This window comes from Caulobacter segnis (genome assembly GCF_023935105.1).
In the GTDB taxonomy this organism is placed as follows: Bacteria; Pseudomonadota; Alphaproteobacteria; order Caulobacterales; family Caulobacteraceae; genus Caulobacter; species Caulobacter segnis_B.
This window is the reverse complement of the sequence record NZ_CP096040.1, coordinates 2,511,675-2,528,027: the sequence shown is the minus strand read 5'-3', so window position 1 is coordinate 2,528,027 and position 16,353 is coordinate 2,511,675. Positions and strand designations below refer to the sequence as shown.

The 16,353-nt window shown below is 67.9% G+C and carries 14 protein-coding genes; 8 read left to right on the top strand and 6 right to left on the bottom strand.

Annotated elements, in window-relative coordinates; genetic code table 11:
• Nucleotides 1-58 precede the first annotated feature (58 nt).
• Nucleotides 59-2,938, bottom strand: a complete 2,880-nt coding sequence (locus MZV50_RS12140) for a TonB-dependent receptor domain-containing protein (protein WP_252634896.1) — start codon at nt 2,936-2,938, stop codon at nt 59-61.
• Nucleotides 2,939-3,551: 613 nt separating this feature from the next.
• On the opposite strand from MZV50_RS12140, the gene MZV50_RS12135 reads away from it, so the two are divergent.
• The gene (locus MZV50_RS12135; protein ID WP_252634895.1) at nt 3,552-5,105 is read left to right on the top strand and encodes a tannase/feruloyl esterase family alpha/beta hydrolase; all 1,554 of its coding nucleotides are present in this window, start codon (nt 3,552-3,554) and stop codon (nt 5,103-5,105) included.
• Here the strand turns inward: MZV50_RS12135 and MZV50_RS12130 are convergent.
• From MZV50_RS12130 to MZV50_RS12110, 5 genes are read right to left on the bottom strand one after another with little or no spacing between them, the layout of a single operon-like run.
• Entirely contained in the window at nt 5,077-5,610 is a 534-nt protein-coding gene (locus MZV50_RS12130; RefSeq protein WP_252634894.1) for a DUF3237 domain-containing protein, read from the bottom strand. The genes MZV50_RS12135 and MZV50_RS12130 overlap by 29 nt on opposite strands.
• Nucleotides 5,607-7,097 carry an AMP-binding protein gene (locus MZV50_RS12125; protein WP_252634893.1) on the bottom strand — a complete coding sequence of 497 codons (1,491 nt, stop codon included), beginning with the start codon at nt 7,095-7,097 and terminating at the stop codon, nt 5,607-5,609. The genes MZV50_RS12130 and MZV50_RS12125 overlap by 4 nt, the downstream gene beginning before the upstream one ends.
• A gap of 43 nt (nt 7,098-7,140) precedes the next feature.
• Nucleotides 7,141-7,971, bottom strand: coding sequence for a p-hydroxycinnamoyl CoA hydratase/lyase (locus MZV50_RS12120; RefSeq protein WP_252634892.1), 831 nt, complete (start codon nt 7,969-7,971; stop codon nt 7,141-7,143).
• A 43-nt stretch (nt 7,972-8,014) separates the two neighbouring features.
• Nucleotides 8,015-9,418 (bottom strand): aldehyde dehydrogenase, encoded by a 1,404-nt coding sequence (locus tag MZV50_RS12115; RefSeq protein WP_252634891.1) that lies wholly within the window; start codon nt 9,416-9,418, stop codon nt 8,015-8,017.
• Nucleotides 9,419-9,436: 18 nt separating this feature from the next.
• Entirely contained in the window at nt 9,437-9,907 is a 471-nt protein-coding gene (locus MZV50_RS12110; RefSeq protein ID WP_252634890.1) for a MarR family winged helix-turn-helix transcriptional regulator, read from the bottom strand.
• A 131-nt stretch (nt 9,908-10,038) separates the two neighbouring features.
• On the opposite strand from MZV50_RS12110, the gene mhpT reads away from it, so the two are divergent.
• The 7 genes from mhpT to pcaG are packed head-to-tail and all read left to right on the top strand — an operon-like array spanning nt 10,039 to nt 16,332.
• Entirely contained in the window at nt 10,039-11,304 is a 1,266-nt protein-coding gene (gene mhpT, locus MZV50_RS12105; RefSeq protein WP_252634889.1) for a 3-(3-hydroxy-phenyl)propionate transporter MhpT, read from the top strand.
• A 16-nt stretch (nt 11,305-11,320) separates the two neighbouring features.
• Complete coding sequence (locus MZV50_RS12100; RefSeq protein ID WP_252634888.1) at nt 11,321-12,391, top strand: aromatic ring-hydroxylating dioxygenase subunit alpha; 1,071 nt, start codon at nt 11,321-11,323, stop codon at nt 12,389-12,391.
• Nucleotides 12,392-13,567, top strand: a complete 1,176-nt coding sequence (gene pobA / locus MZV50_RS12095; RefSeq protein WP_252634887.1) for a 4-hydroxybenzoate 3-monooxygenase — start codon at nt 12,392-12,394, stop codon at nt 13,565-13,567. It begins immediately after the preceding gene.
• 18 nt (nt 13,568-13,585) lie between these two features.
• The gene (locus MZV50_RS12090) at nt 13,586-14,296 is read left to right on the top strand and encodes a CoA transferase subunit A (protein ID WP_252634886.1); all 711 of its coding nucleotides are present in this window, start codon (nt 13,586-13,588) and stop codon (nt 14,294-14,296) included.
• Complete coding sequence (locus MZV50_RS12085) at nt 14,296-14,946, top strand: CoA transferase subunit B (RefSeq protein WP_252634884.1); 651 nt, start codon at nt 14,296-14,298, stop codon at nt 14,944-14,946. Before MZV50_RS12090 ends, MZV50_RS12085 begins: the two co-directional genes overlap by 1 nt.
• Complete coding sequence (pcaH, locus tag MZV50_RS12080; protein ID WP_436792218.1) at nt 14,943-15,656, top strand: protocatechuate 3,4-dioxygenase subunit beta; 714 nt, start codon at nt 14,943-14,945, stop codon at nt 15,654-15,656. The genes MZV50_RS12085 and pcaH overlap by 4 nt, the downstream gene beginning before the upstream one ends.
• Complete coding sequence (gene pcaG / locus MZV50_RS12075) at nt 15,646-16,332, top strand: protocatechuate 3,4-dioxygenase subunit alpha (RefSeq protein ID WP_252634883.1); 687 nt, start codon at nt 15,646-15,648, stop codon at nt 16,330-16,332. The genes pcaH and pcaG overlap by 11 nt, the downstream gene beginning before the upstream one ends.
• Nucleotides 16,333-16,353: the final 21 nt, after the last annotated feature.

The following is a 16,353-nucleotide window of genomic DNA, read 5'->3' as shown; positions in this document are numbered from 1 at the left end:
ATGCCCGCCGCCAGCCCGAAGAGCCGGCGGCGGGTTGCGGTTAAAGCCGTTCGAGGGATCAGAACGACTTCGTGACCTGCAGCGACCAGACACGGCCGAGCACGTTGTGGACATTGCCGTCGAAGGCGCTGCCCGTGGTCAGCACCACCGGCGGATCCTTGTCGGCGACGTTCTGGACATTGAGCGAGGCGCGGACGCCCTTCAACCACGCGGGCCCGGTCATCGCCGGAACCATGTAGCTCAGGCCCAGGTCGAAAGTGGTCCAGCTGGGCACCTTGCTCTTGCCCACCACGACCCCGCCGACGGTGAGCGGGATGGTGTTGGTGTAGTCGCCCGTATAGTTGACGAACAGATTGGCGCTCCACGGACCCTTGCTCCAGCCCAGGTTCGCGCGACCACGCAGACTGACCGGATAGTATAGCTGATCCAGGCGATCCACCTCGGCGACGTTCGGCGAGGCCTGCACCTTGTTGTGCAGGATCTTGGTCACCGACCCACCCACGTTCCAGCGACCCGCGGGGGTCTCGAACAAGTAGCTGGCCTGCAGGTCGACGCCATCCTGGACCGTCGAGGCCAGGTTGGTCTTCCGCGCGTCCAGGATCACATTGACCTGGCAGTAGGTGCCCACCACCGGCACGACGTAGTCGGCGATGCGGCCGGCCAGATAGTCGCGCAGCACCGGGTCGTAGGTCGCGGTGTTGCCCGGTACGCAGGTCGCCGGGTTGTGGATCGGCGTGATGTAGTTGGCGAACGCCGCGCGATTGGCGGCGCTGGCCAGATAGAGATCGCGGTTTGGGCTCGAGATCTGGTTCTGGTAGTCGATCTTGTAGTAGGTGCCCGAGATCTTCAGACCGCGCACGGACGGCGGCGAGAAGTCGAAGCCCACCGACAGGGTGTCGGCGGTCTCCGGCTGCAGGTCCTGATTGTTGCCCAGGGCGACCAGCGCGCTGGTGAAGCCCGGGAACAGGTTGCCGATGTTGCTGTCGCCGGAGTTGTTGGCCGTGGGCACGCCGACCAGTTCGGCCGAGAACACCACCGGGCTCTTGTCGGTCAGGGTCGGGGCGCGGAACGACTTGCCCGCCGAGCCTCGGAACGACAAGGCGTCGTTGACGGCCCAGGTCAAGCCGATCTTGGGGTTGGTGGTGTCGCCGAAGTCCGAATAGTCGTCGTAGCGGGCGGCCACGTCGACCGCCAGGGATTGGACCAGCGGCAGAGCGTTGCCCGACCCGAAGATCGGCACGTAGAGCTCGGCGAACAGCGACTTCACCTTGCGGCGCTCGTCGGAGACGTTGTCGATGCCGAACACATTGGTCGCGCCGCGGTTGGCCCCGTTGGTCAGGGTCTCGTGCTGGCGCGAGTACTCGCCGCCGAAGGCCGCGCGAACCGTGCCGCCCGGCAGGCTGAACAGCGGGCCGTTAAACTTGATGACCGCGTCGTCCATGATGTTGCGGCTGTACTGGACGTTCGAGCCGGTGAAGCTGGCGATCTGCGACTGGCCGAGCCCCGCCGTGCTGAAGGGATTCAGCGTGCCGGCGTTCACCTGGGCCGCGACGGCGTCCAGGTTGACATTCTTGCCGATATTGCAAATGCCGCAGGTCCGGTCCGCGCCGTTGGTATAGTAGGCCTCGCCCCTCCAGCCGGCGACCGGCAGGTTGGCCGATAGACCGATGGTCTGGGTGAAGGCCTTGTCGGGATTGGTCGTCTCGGTCAGGCCGATATAGCGGTGGAAGTTGAGGTCGAAGGTCTCGCCGCCGCCGGGGCAGGTCGTCGAGGCCGAACCTGGCGTGCCCGCCACGCCCGAGACATAGTACGGCGTGCCCGCGCAGACGTTGATACTGCTGCCGGTATTGGGGTCGTACTGGTAGGTCGAGGTCTTTCGATGGGTGTAGAAACCCTCGTAGTAGACCGACAGCCAGTCGTTGAGCTCCTGGTTGAAGAACAGCGCCAGCTGGCGACGCTTCACATCCGGCAGATAGTCGTTGTAGTTGGCCGTATCGACCAGGTTGGTCCCGGTTAGCTGACTGGCCGTGGGGTTCACGCCCGCGTTGGTCGGCAGCCCGTAGTAGGTATAGGTCGTGCCAGACGCGCCGTTCGCACTGACCACCAGATTGCCCACCCCGCCCGACGAGATCGCCCCGTTCAGCTGGCGATTGTCCTCGCCGCCGAAGCGCCGCAGGTCCTGCATCAGCAACGGGCTTTCCGAGCGCTTGCCGCGCGTACGATGCATGACGTCGGCGGTCAGGATGACGTTGCCGTGGCCCAGTCGGTTGTCCCACTGCCGGCCGATGGTGAACGAGCCGCCGACCTCGGTCGAGAAGCGGTGGGTGGTGGCGCGGGCGGTGGCCTCGGCGCCGTCGAAGTTCTTGCGCAAGACGTAGTTGATGACGCCGCTGACCGCATCCGCGCCATAGATGGCCGACGCGCCGTCGGCGATGACGTCGACCCGCTCCAGCGCCGCGATCGGCACCTGAATTGCTTCAGTATAGGCGTCCGAAGCGCCGCTGGGCGCGATCCGCCGACCGTCGACAAGAGTCAGGGTGGCGCCGTAGCCGATGCCGCGGATGTTGACCGCCGTGCCCTGGGTGGAGTTGCCGCCGTAACCGGTGGTGCCGCCCTCGCGATAGTTCTGGCCCGCTCCGCCCGCGTTCGGCGTGCTCTGGATCTGCGGGATCGATTTCAGCACCTGATGGATGTCGGTCAGGCCGGTAGCCTTGATGTCGTCGGCGGTCATGGTGACCGTCTCGCTGCCGACAGCCTTCACGCCGGCGATATTCGTGCCGGTGGCGACGACGACGACCTCCTCCACGGTGCTGTCGTTGCTTTCCTTGGTTTTTTCGGCCTGGGCGAAGGCCTGGCCCGCGGTCGCGAGACCAATCGCGAGCACCGAAGCGCCCGCCGTCAGGCGTCGCGCGACGCCACGCCGATCTGAGAAAAACACCATTCCACTCCCCTTCCTTTTGTTTCTCACCCCGCGGCCGACGTTCAGGCGCACGGCCGCCGTCGCGGGCCCCAGGGGGACCCGACGCAGTCTGGTTGGCGTGGAAAGCTCCTGGACTTTCTCACTCCCTAGGCGCCGGAGCTTCTGACGAGCCCTCGGCGATCACTTCGCCATCGCGAAATGACAACGCTAACATCTCGGAATGGACACCTCCATGAAGGCGGCATTCTAGATGACAACGTTATCACAGACTTCCGCGCGACAATGCGTCAAGTCAAGAACAATTTGCGAGGTATACAGTTTTGGAAACAGCGCGATCACCCGGGCCGTCGAGGGCTGGGCGCACGATCCGCACTCGTCAAAAGAACGAACGAAAACAGTATGATCGCGAGATGGCCATGAAGGCCAAGGTCTTGGCCTACGAAGACGCTTTCTCCGCCCGCTATTCCGAAACGGAACTGGCGGCCTCCATCGGTTTCCGGCGGCGCGCTTACATCGACTGACCGCGCAATCCATTCATTGGCGCTATCAGACGATCAGCTTTCTCGATTGGCGCGGCCGCGCGGCGGCTGGCTCAATCCGGCTTAAGATCGGGGAGACGGCAGTGTTCAGCTTGAGACTTCTGTGGGGCGCCAGCGCTCTGGCCATCGCCGCCTTCGCCGCCGTCCCTGCCGCCGCCGCATCCTGCGACAACTTCGCGCCACCGCCCCTGAACCGCACCACGCTGAAGACAACGGCGGCCGAGCCGGGCGATCCTGTCGCATGCCGCATCGTCGGCCGGTCGGAGCCGCGCGAAGGCTCGCGGATCGGCTTCGAGGTATGGACGCCCCGCGCCGCCTGGAACGGCCGCATCCTGATGCTGGGTAATGGCGGCTACAGCTCCGCCCTCCCCCTGGGTCCGATGAAACACTTCGCCGCCTTGGGCTACGTGGTCGTCGCCACCGACACCGGCCACGACGGTGACGGCCCCGACTTCGCCCGCGAGCGCCCCCAGGCCATCGCCGACTGGGCCGAGCACGCGGTCCACGAGTCGGTCGTCAGGGCCAAGGCGATCACCGCCGCCTACTACGGTCGCCCAGCCGCCCATGCCTATTTCCAGGGCTGCTCGACCGGCGGTCATCAGGCCCTTACGGAGGTCCAACGCCATCCCGACGACTTCGACGGCGTCGTGGCCGGCGCGCCTGGAGCCAATCGGACCCGGCTCAACATCGGCTTCCTGTGGCAGTTCGTTCAGAACCACACCCGCGACGCCGATCCGCGCCTGATCCTGCCAGCGAGCAAGCTGCCGATGATCCGCGACGCGGCACTCGCCGCCTGTCGTGGACGCAACGGCGATCCGGACGTCGGCGGCTTGCCATCGGATCCGTACCTGAACGCGCCCCTGGCCTGCGGCTTCGATCCGGTCGCGCTGAGATGTCCGGACCAGGACCGCCCCGACTGCCTGACGCAGGATCACGTCGCGGCGCTGAAGGCGATGTACGCTGGCGCGCGCGATCCTCGCACCGGCGCACAGCTTTATGTCGGCTGGCCGCGCGGCAGCGAGGCCTCGGCCGGCGGCTTTGGCGGCTGGAACCTCTACTGGGCCGATCCGGCGAAACCCAGCGAGCCGGCGCGGTCGGACTTCTGGCGGGACTGGGCCGGTTTCGGCTCGGCCTGGGACTGGCGGACCTTCGACTTCGACCGTGACGCGACCCGGGCCCTGGCGCGGCTGTCGAAGACGATCGACGCCGTCGATCCAGATCTGGAGGTCTTCCGCCGGCGCGGCGGCAAGCTGATCCAGTGGCACGGCGCGGCCGATCCCGTCGTACCGTTCGAGGACTCGATCGCCTACTACCAGCGCGCCGCCGCAGATCAGGCGAAGCGCGGCCACGAGGCCGAGACCTTCTATCGCCTGTTCCTCGCGCCGGGCGTGGAACACTGCCAAGGCGGCCTGGGACCGGCCCCCATCGACCTCCAGACCCGCATTGAGGCCTGGGTCGAGCAGGATGTGCCGCCCGCGCGCCTGGAGGCCCGACGCGCGACCGGCGGCGTGGCTGGCGTCGGCTTCGGCCGTCCGTTGTGTCCGTTCCCGCAGGTCGCCGTCCACGACGGGGTCGGACCGCCGGACCGCGCCGAGAGCTTCCAGTGCCGCCGGCCGGCTAGTCGAACCGATAGACCCGCAGCCTGACCCGGTCCGGCAACCGTTCGCCGGCGCTGACGAACACGCTCTCGGTCAGCCACTGGTGCGGACCCGAGGCCTCGAACACCGGTGTGGCCCGGAAATAGTAGAGGGTGGGATCCACCGTCTCCCCGGCCGTCAGGCGTCGCGCGATTTCGGGCGAAGCGCGGCGGACCCCGGTGTTGACGATCCCGATCACAGCGCCGTCGCTCATCCGGATCGTGTAGCGCGCCTGCAGCAGCGTCACGCCGTCCGCTCGCAGGGTCTGCCAGTCGGCGCCGCCGGCCAGCACCTGCCCCGTCAGGCCGGGTCCCGACAGCGTCCCGCCGGTGATGGGAATGTCCCGTCGACGACCACCGCCGATCTCGCCCAACTCCTGATCCGACCCAACCAGCACCTCAAGGTCGAAGACGTGGGTCAGCGGTGGCGCGGCGAGCCCGCCCGCCAGCGCCGGGCTCGTCGCCAGCAGGCCCAGCGCTCCGGTTCCCAGCGCGCGGCGGCTGGGCCCGCTCACGACGCGGCCCTCTGGAGCAGCATGTCCTTCAATTGGCCCTTCTGGATTTTGCCCGTCCCGGTGCGCGGCAGGGCCGCGACCAGGCAGGTCTCCTTGGGCAGCTTGTAGCGGGCCAGGCGCGGCTCCAGGTGGGCGATGATCTCGGCGTGGACGACCAGGGCGCCCGGTCTCGGCACGATGACCAGACAGCCCACCTCGCCCCAGCGCGCGTCGGGCATGCCGACGACGGCGCATTCGGCGATCAGGGGATGGCCGGCCAACGCCGCTTCGATCTCGGCCGGATAGACGTTCTCACCACCCGAGATGAACATGTCCTTCTTGCGATCGATCAGCCAATGGAAGCCGTCTTCGTCGCGTACGGCGATGTCGCCGGTGTGGAACCAGCCATCCTCGGTGAAGGCCGACTGGGTCTCGGCCGGACGGCGCCAATAGGCCGAGAAGACGTTCTCGCCCTTCAGCAGCAGCTCGCCGGCCTGGCCGGGCGAACAGTCTCCGCCCTCGCCGTCGACGATGCGCGAGGCCACGCCAGGCATGGCCACCCCCGCCGAACCGGCGCGAGCGGCGATCGCCTCGCGATCGATCGGCATGCCGAACACCGTGCCCGCCTCGCTCATGCCGAAGCCGTCGACGATAGCCAAGCCATCGTCCAGCCAGGCGCGGATGTCAGCCGCGGGATGCGGTGCGCCGCCAGTGAAGATCGCCGTCAGCCCACCCAGTTTCTCGGGCGCGAAGCTCGGTTGGCTCCGCAGGGCCGCGGCCATCTGCGGGACGCAGAAATAGTGGCTGACCGCCAGGGTCGTATCCTCCATGCGCCTCAGCGTCCGGGCCGGGTCGAAGCCGTCCGAGACCAGGAACGCCCCACCGTGCAGCAGCGGCGGCCGGATGGAGGTGATCAGGCCGATGACGTGGAACATCGGCGCGTCGTTCAGGAACACGCTGTCGTGCGTTACCCGTCCCAGGCGGCCGAAATTGAGCGCGGTCTGATCGAGGTTGCGCTCGCTGAGCAGAACGCCCTTGGGCCGGCCCGAGGTGCCCGAGGTGTAGAGGATCAACGATGGACGGCCGCGATCGATCGGGTCGGTCGCGCGCGGCTCGCCCCGCTCTAGCGCCTCCGCTAGTTCGGTGATCGACAGGCCGTTGACTCCCGCCCGCGCCAGCTCGGCGTCGCCAAAGACCAGGCGCGGCTCGGCGTCGTCGATCAGGTCCCGGATCTCGGCCGGGCTCAGACGCCAGTTCAGCGGAACATAGATCAGGCCCGTCCGCGCACAGGCCAGATGCAGGACGGCCAGGTCGACACTGTTGCGCGCCAGGCTGGCCACCCGGTCGCCTGGCTGGCAGCCGTAGTCGGTTAGCAACCGCACGCAGCGGCCCACGGCCAGGTCCAGGGCCGCATAGGTCCAGCGCCGCCCGCTGGCCAAATCGACAGCGGCCAGGCGGGTCGGCTGAAGACGGGCCTGAAGGCCCAGATGGTCGACTGAAGCGCTCATGTCCTCCCCTTTTTTATGGTTGGCGCTGACGGTCGAAGGGGTCCTAGCCCGGGCTGGCGGCCACGTCGTAGCTGCCCAGGCCGGGCTTGTAGGTCTTGTCGTCGATGAACTGCTTGATGCCTTCCTTGCGACCGTCGTTGTCGAACGAGTTGGCCGCTTCCTGCGCCCGGACCAGGTAGTCCTCGGCATTGTCGTAGGTCATCTCGCCCACGCGGCGGACGGCGTCCTTGGTCGCCTTCAGCGCCACGGGGTTCTTCTTGAGCAGGACGTTGGCCACCTCGGTGACACGGTCCTTCAGGCGCTCAAGCGGCACGGCCTCGTTGACCAGCTTCCACTCGGCGGCCTTCTTGCCGTCGATGTTCTCGCCCATCAGCGCGTGGTACATCGCATCGCGCATCGACAGCAGCTCGACGGCCACCTTGGTCGCCCCGCCGCCCGGCAGGATGCCCCAGTTGATCTCGGAAAGGCCGAACTGCGCCTCTTCGGCCGCGAAGGCCAGGTCGCAAGCGAACAGCGGGCCGTAGCCGCCGCCGAAGCACCAGCCGTTGACCATGGCGATCGTCGGCTTGTTGTACCAGCGCAGGCGCCGCCACCAGCCGTAGGACTCGCGCTGGGCCTGGCGCACCGCGCCCAGGCCCTTGGCCTCGGTCTCGCGGAAGTATTCCTTCAGGTCCATGCCGGCTGACCAGGCCGTGCCCTCGCCCGTCAGGATGAGGACGCCGACGTCGTCGCGATATTCCAGTTCGTCCAGCACCTCCATCATCCGCTGGTTCAGGCGCGGGCTCATGCAGTTGCGCTTCTCGGGCCGATTGAACTTCACCCAGGCGATGCGGTTCTCGACGACGTAGGTGGCGGTGTTGTTGACCTCGGTCATTCTTGATCTTTCGTGGAAACTCGGGAGCCGGCTCAGGGCCGGGTCAGATGGGGTAGTGGCCGGACTGCGTCTCGACGGTGATCCAGCGCAGCTCTGTGAAGGCGTCGATCCCGGCCTTGCCGCCGAAACGGCCGTAGCCCGAGGCCTTGACCCCGCCGAACGGCATCTGGGCCTCGTCGTGCACCGTGGGACCGTTGACGTGGCAGATGCCCGACTTGATCTGACGCGCTACCTTGAGGCCTCGCGCGATGTCGCGGGTGAAGACCGAAGCCGACAGGCCGTATTCGGTGTCGTTGGCCAGTGCGATCGCGTGAGCCTCGTCGCGGGCGCGGACGACGCCGACCACGGGACCGAAGCTCTCGTCACGGAACAGCTTCATGGTCGGCGTGACCTTGTCGATCACCGTGGCCGGCATCAGCACGCCGTCGGCGGGGCCGCCATTGACCTGGACGGCGCCGGCCGCGAGGGCCTCGGCGACCAGGGCCTCGACATGAGCTACCGCCTTGGGATCGACCACCGCGCCAAGAGGCGTCTTGCCCTCGCGCGGATCGCCAACGGCCAGAGTCGCGGTCTTGGCGCGGAACTTCTCGACGAAGGCGTCGCCCACGGCGTCGACCACGATGATCCGCTCGGTCGACATGCAGATCTGGCCCTGGTTCATGAAGGCGCCGAAGGCGGCGGCCTTCACGGCTTCGTCCAGATCGGCGTCCTCCAGCACGATCAGCGGCGCCTTGCCGCCCAGTTCCAGCAGCACGGGCTTCAGATTGTCGGCCGCGCGGCGGGCGATGATCCGTCCCACCGCCGTCGAACCGGTGAAGCTGATGCGGCGCACAGCCGGATGGTCGATCAGCGCGCCGACGATCTCGCCGGCGTCGGCGGGCGCGTTGGTGACCACATTGACCACGCCCTCCGGCAGGCCAGCAGCGGCGAAGGCCTCGACGATCAGGCCATGGGTGCGCGGGCAGGTCTCGGACGCCTTGAGGATCACGGTGTTGCCGCACGCCAAGGGCGTCGCCACGGCCCTTACGCCCAGGATGATCGGCGCGTTCCAGGGCGCGACGCCCAGGACAACGCCCGCCGGCTCGCGCACGGCCATGGCCAGGCAGCCGGGCTTGTCCGAGGGGATCACCTCCCCGCCGATCTGGGTGGTCAGGGCGGCCGCCTCGCGGATCATCGAGGCCGACAGCATGATGTTGAAGCGCGCCCAGCCCTCGGTGGCGCCGATCTCGCGCTGCATGGCGTCGACGAAGGCGTCGGCCCGGGCCTCCAAGGCGTCAGCGGCCTTGGACAGCAAGGCGCGGCGGGCGTTGGGACCCAGGGCGCTCCAGCCCGGCAGCGCGGCCTGGGCCTTGTCGGCGACGGCGTTGACCTGGGTGATCGTCATCGCCGCGCTGGTGCTGGCGACCTCGCCGGTGATGGGATCGAGGCGCGTGAATGTGTCTGTCATGGGTCGTCCTCGAATGGCCTACAGGGTCGTCGCCAGATCGCGCTCGACAACGTCCGGCGCCGCGTCGCGCAACTTGGCCAGCAGCGCGCGAAGGTCGTCGCGTTCCTTGACCGTCAGGGCGCCGAAGAACACTTCGTCGTGCTTTAGGGTGGCATCCTCGATGCGGACGCGCAGGGCCGCACCGGCTGGGGTCAGGTGCAGGGCGTTGCTGCGGCGGTCGCGGCCACTGCGGCGCTCCACCGCGCCCCGCGCCTCCAGCTCGTCGACGACCTTCATGGCCCGGGCCCGGTTGACGCCCAGGGCTCGGCCCAACGCCATCTGATCGCAGCCCTCGTGCAGACCGACATAGACGACAGCGGTCGCGCGGACGGGGGTCATGTCGAGATCGGCGAGCCGCTCATATAGCCCCGCCATCGCGGCGACGTCGGCGTAATGCAGAAGAAAGCCCAGCCGCGCGCCCAGTTCGCCAAAGGCTGATAGCTCGTCCAAGCGGACCTCCCAGGTCTTGTTTTCTCAAAAACTGTATGCATCATAAACAGTGTCGTCAACATACACTCCAGGACGGCCCATCAAGCGAGCAGCATAAGCCGCCGCGCCCCGAGGAAACCCGAAGGAACTCCATGTCCGATCCGGCACGCGGCCCGACCATTAGAGAGGCGAGCGCCCAACGCACGTCGGCCAGGCGCACAACCGTCCTGACCGCGGCCCTCTGCTATCTAGTCGCCGCCCTCGAGGGCCTGGACCTGCAGGCGGCGGGGGTCGCGGCGCCAAAGCTGGCGCCGGCCATGGGTCTGTCATCGGATCAACTGGGTTGGTTCTTCTCGGCCAGCACCTTTGGCCTGATGCTGGGCGCGGCGATCGGCGGCCGGCTTTCGGATCGCTTTGGCCGCAAGGCCGTGCTGGTGGCGTCGGTCGTCGTCTTCGGCCTGCTGTCGCTGGCCACAGCCTTCTCGCCAAACTTGGAGATTCTGGTGCTGACCCGGTTCCTGACCGGCGTCGGCCTCGGCGGCGCCCTGCCCAACCTGGTCGCCCTGGTGGTTGAGAACGCCCCACCCGAGCGCAAGAACGCCGCCGTCGGCCTGCTCTATGCCGGCCTGCCCACCGGCGGCGCCACGGCCAGCCTGATCAGCCTGCTGGGCCGCCACGACAACTGGCAGGAGATCTTCATCGTCGGCGGCGTAGCCCCTCTGGTCGCCGCGCCGGTGCTGGCCCTGCTGCTGCCGGACTCGCGCCAGCAGGCCGACGCCAAGGCGGCCGAGGGCGCGCTGCGTCCCGCAGGCGTGGCCTTCACCCTGCTGGGCGAAGGCCGGGCGGCGCGGACACTGCTGCTATGGCTGGGTTTCTTCCTGGCGCTGCTGACCTTCTACCTGCTGCTCAACTGGCTTCCCACCCTGCTGATCGGCCGCGGCCTGCCCCGCCCGGACGCGGCCCTGGTGCAGGTGGCGTTCAACGTCATGGGCGCCCTGGCCAGCATCGTCACGGGCAACCTGATGGACCGGACCAACCTGCGGACCATGACCACGGCGACCTTCCTGCTCGCCATCGGCGGTCTGGTGCTGCTGGCCGTCACGCCGCCCCATCTGGTCGCCTGCCTGATCAGCGGGGCCATCGTGGGCGGCACCATGTCGGCGACCCAGGCCCTGCTCTACGCGGTGACCCCGGCCAACTATCCGACCGCTATTCGCGGCACCGGCGTCGGCGCGGCCGTCGCCGTGGGCCGCCTGGGCTCGGCCGCCGGGCCGCTGTTGGCCGGCGCCCTGCTGGGCGTGGGTCGCACGCCCAGCGAGGTGCTGACGTTCATGGCGCCCACCATGTTGCTCTCGGCCCTGGCGATCGTGCTGCTGGCCGCCCTGATGGCTCGCGCCCAGCGCGCGCTCCACGCCTAGACCCCGGGAGGATCTCATGTCCGCGCCCCCGTCCTCGTGGATTCGGAACGCCTGGTACGTCGCCGCCACGCCCGACGAATTGACCGACAAGCCGCTGGGTCGCCAGATCTGCGGCGAGCCGATGGCCTTCTTCCGAGATGCGGCCGGCCAGGCTCACGCGGTCGAGGACTTCTGTCCGCATCGCGGCGCGCGCCTGTCCCTGGGCTTTCTGCGCGATGGTCACCTGGTCTGCGGCTATCACGGCCTGGCCATGGGCTGCGACGGTCGCGCCGTCGGCATGCCCAGTCAGAACGTCGAGCGCTTTCCCCGCATCCGCGCCTTCCCGGTCGTCGAGCGCCACGGTTTCATCTGGGTCTGGCCGGGCGACGCCGAGGCGGCCCAGGGAACCGAGCCGCCGCGCCTGGCCTGGGCCGAGGATCCGAACTGGGCCTATGGCGGCGGCTTCTTCCATGTGCGCAGCGACTACCGCCTGATGATCGACAACCTGATGGATCTCACCCACGAGACCTATGTCCACGCGGGCAGCATCGGCCAGAAGGAAATCGACGAGGCCCCGGTCGAGACCCATCTGGACGGCGGCGAGGTGGTGACCAGCCGGCGCATGACCGGCATCCACGCGCCGCCTTTCTGGCGCATGGCCTTGCGCGGGGCCGGCCTGGACGAGAACGCTCTCGTCGACCGCTGGCAGATCTGCCGCTTCTCGCCGCCGGGACACGTGATGATCGAGGTCGGCGTCGCCCTGGCCGGCCATGGCGGCTACGACGCGCCGGCCGCGCTGAAGGCCTCCAGCATCGTCGTCGACTTCATGACGCCCGAGACCGAGACCTCCCACTGGTACTTCTGGGGCATGGCGCGCGGCTTCGCCCCGGATGACGAGGCTCTGACCGCCTCGATCCGTGACGGCCAGCGCGGCATCTTCAGCGAGGATCTGGCCGTGCTGGAGGCGCAGCAAGCCAATCTGCTGCGCCATCCCGACCGCGGCCTGCTGAAGCTGAACATCGACGCGGGCGGCGTCCATTCGCGGCGCATAATCGAACGCGCCGTGGCGGCCGAGCAAATCGCGACGCGAGAGCGGAGGCCCGGCTAGATGCGGACGCAAGTCGCCATCATCGGCGCGGGACCGGCCGGCCTGTTCCTGGCCCACCTGCTGCGGCGCGCGGGCGTCGACGCCGTCGTACTGGAGCGCCGCGACCGCGCCTATGTCGAGGGTCGCGTGCGGGCGGGCGTCCTCGAGCAGGTCACCGTCGATCTGATGCATCGGCTGGACCTGGGCGGACGCCTGCGCGCCGAGGGCATGGTCCACACCGGCACGAACATCGTCGCCGACGGCCAGCTGTTCCGCATCGACATGGCCGAGCTGACCGGCGGCTCGACCGTCACGGTCTACGGCCAGCAGGAGGTGATGAAGGACCTGTTTGACGCCGCCGAACCGCGCGGCGTGACGGTGATCTTCGACGCCGAGGACGTCGCCCCGCACGACATCGACAGCGCGCGGCCCTACGTCACCTGGCGCCAGGACGGCGTCGAGCGGCGGCTGGACTGCGATTTCATCGCCGGCTGCGACGGCTATCACGGGATCAGCCGCGCGGCGATCCCGGCCGACGTGCTGAAGACCTTCGAGCGGGTCTATCCGTTCGGCTGGCTGGGCGTGCTGGCTGACGTGCCGCCCTGCGATCACGAACTGATCTATTCCAACCACGAGCGCGGCTTCGCTTTGGCCTCGATGCGCTCGCCCACCCGCAGCCGCTACTATGTTCAGTGCGGCCTGGGCGAGCGTATCGAGGACTGGAGCGACGATCGCTTCTGGGACGAGCTGTGTCTACGCCTAGGCGACGAGGCCGCCGGGCGCGTCACGCGCGGCGCGTCGTTCGAGAAATCGATCGCGCCTCTGCGCAGCTTCGTCGGGGAGCCGATGCGCCATGGACGCCTGTTCCTGGCCGGCGACGCCGCCCACATCGTGCCGCCCACCGGCGCCAAGGGCATGAACCTGGCCGTCTCGGACGTCGTCATGCTGGCCGAGGCCCTGACCGAGCACTATCTCGACGGCTCCGACGCTGGGATCGACGGCTATTCGGCCCGCGCCCTGGCCCGGGTGTGGAAGGCCGAGCGCTTTTCTTGGTGGTTCACCGGCCTGACCCACCGCTTTCCCGATCGCGACGGCTTCGACCGCAAGATGCAGGTCGCCGAACTCGCCTACATCCGCGGCTCCCGCGCCGCCCAGCTCACCCTCGCCGAGAACTATGTCGGCCTCCCGCTGGTCTAGGAGGTCCAGGAGCGTCCCATGAAGAGCAAGATCTACGAGAGCGCCGCCGCGGCGCTGGAGGGCGTCGTCTTCGACGGCATGACCTTGATGTCCGGGGGCTTTGGCCTCTCGGGCAATCCCGAGACCTTGATCCCGGCCGTCAAGGACACGGGCGTGAAGGGCCTGACGGTAATCAGCAACAATTGCGGGGCCGACGGCTTCGGACTGTGGATGCTGCTGAACAACGGTCAGATCAAGAAGATGATCTCCAGCTATGTCGGCGAGAACAAGCTGTTCGAGCAGCTCTATCTGTCCGGCGAACTGGAGCTGGAACTGAACCCGCAGGGCACATTGGCCGAGCGCATCCGGGCGGGCGGCGCCGGCATCCCGGCCTTCTATACCAAGACCGGCGTCGGGACGGTGGTGGCCGAGGGCAAGCCAGTCGAGACCTTCGAGGGTGAGCCCTATGTCCGCGAGACCTGGTTGCGCGCCGACGTGGCGATCATCAAGGCCTGGAAGGCCGATCCCGAGGGCAACCTGATGTTCCGGATGACCGCCCGCAACTTCAATCCGGTGATGGCCGCGGCTGGCAAGGTCACCATCGTCGAGGTCGAGGAGATCGTCGAGGCCGGCGAACTCGACGCCAACGCCATTCACACGCCGGGCATCTATGTCGATCGCATCATCCGCTCGACGATCAACGAAAAGCGGATCGAGAAGCTGACCACGCGTCCTCGGGAGACTGTGTAATGGCCTGGACCCGCGATGAGATGGCGGCCCGCGCCGCCCGCGAGCTGAAGGACGGTTTCTACGTCAATCTGGGCATCGGCATCCCGACCCTGGTCGCCAACCACATTCCCGAGGGCGTCCACGTTACCCTGCAAAGCGAGAACGGCATGCTGGGCATGGGCCCCTTCCCCTATGAAGGCGAGGCGGACCCGGACCTGATCAACGCTGGCAAGCAGACCATCACCAAGCTGCCGACCTCCAGCTTCTTCGACAGCGCCCAGAGTTTCGCCATGATCCGTGGCGGCCACATCGACCTGACGGTACTGGGCGCCATGGAGGTGGCCCAGAACGGCGACATCGCCAACTGGACGATCCCCGGCAAGATGGTGAAGGGCATGGGCGGGGCCATGGACCTGGTCGCCGGCGTCAAGCGCGTCATCGTCGTCATGGACCACGCCAACAAGGCCGGCCAGAGCAAGGTGCTCAAGCGATGCGCCCTGCCTCTGACCGGCGCGGCCTGTGTCGACATGGTGATCACCGACCTCTGCGTGTTCGACCTGGATCGAAAGGGTGGCGGCTTGAAGCTCGTCGAACTGGCGCCGGGCGTCACGCTGGACGAGATCAAGGCCAAGACCGAGGCAGATTTCGACGCGGGAGCCTTCACGTCATGAGCCTGATCCTGCCGTATAGCCGCGAGGACGCCGGCCAGCCGCCGTCGCTGCACGCGCCCTACGCCTCGACCGTGGCCCGCTCGCCGCGTCAGCCGCTGGTCAGGATTCCTCACACCCTGACCGAGACCACAGGCCCGGCCGGTTGCTGGGAGAACCTTATGGGGTCCTCGCTGGCCGACCTTACCACCCAGCACAAGGCCATGCCGCAGGGCCAGCGGATCATCGTCTCCGGCCGCGTGCTGGACGAGAACGGCCGCCCCGTTCCCAACACCGTGATGGAGATCTGGCAGGCCAACGCCGCTGGCCGTTACATCCATAAGAAGGACCAGTGGGACGCCCCGCTCGACCCCAACTTCACCGGCGCTGGTCGGGTGATCACCGACACGGAGGGCCGCTACCAATACGTCACCGTTCGGCCCGGAGCCTATCCGTGGGGCAACCACCACAACGCCTGGCGGCCGTCGCACATCCACCTGTCGCTGCTGGGTCCGGCCTTCGCCACCCGCATCGTCACCCAGATGTACTTCCCCGATGATCCGCTGATCGAGATCGACCCTATCGCCAACGCCACACCCCTGCCCTACCGCCAGCGGATGGTGTCGCGCTTCGATATCCAGACGACCCGGCCCAACTGGGCGCTGGGCTATCTGTTCGACATCGTGCTGCGCGGCCGCGAGCAGACCCCGACAGAGGATCCGCATGACCACTGAGCCCGCCAATCCCGCGCCGCGCCTGGACAATCAGGATCCGGGACTATTCGGCCAGACCCCGTCCCAGACGGTGGGCCCGTTCTTCCACTACGGCCTGCCCTGGAAGGGCGGCGCGGACCTGGTCGGCCAATCCGACATGGGCGCGCGCCCCGAGCTGTTCCCGGAAGAGCACTACGTCCTGAACCTGTCGCCGCCGAAGGGCGCGGTCGCCGGCCAGGTGATCACCCTGGAGGGCGTGGTCTATGACGCCGACGGCAAGCCCGTGCCCGACGCCATGATCGAGATCTGGCAGGCGAACGCCGCCGGACGCTACGCCAGTCCCGACGACGACCGAACCCAGATCCCGCTAGACGAGGGCTTCATCGGCTTCGGCCGCGCCTCGACCAGCGAAGACGGCCTCTATCGCTTCAGGACCGTGCGCCCGGGTCCCGTGCCTGGCCCTGGCGACAGTCGGCAAGCGCCCCACATCGCCGTCGGCGTCTTCGGGCGCGGCCTGATCAAACGGCTGGTCACGCGGATCTATTTCGAAGGCGCCCCCGAGAACGCCGCGGATCCGATCCTGGCGCTGGTCCCGGCCGAACGGCGCGAGACCCTGATGGCCCGCGAGGTCGACGGCGCCTGGAGGTTCGACATCGTCTTGCAAGGCGCCGCGGAAACCGTCTTCTTCGATGTCTGAACTCAAGCCGGGAGTCGCCGC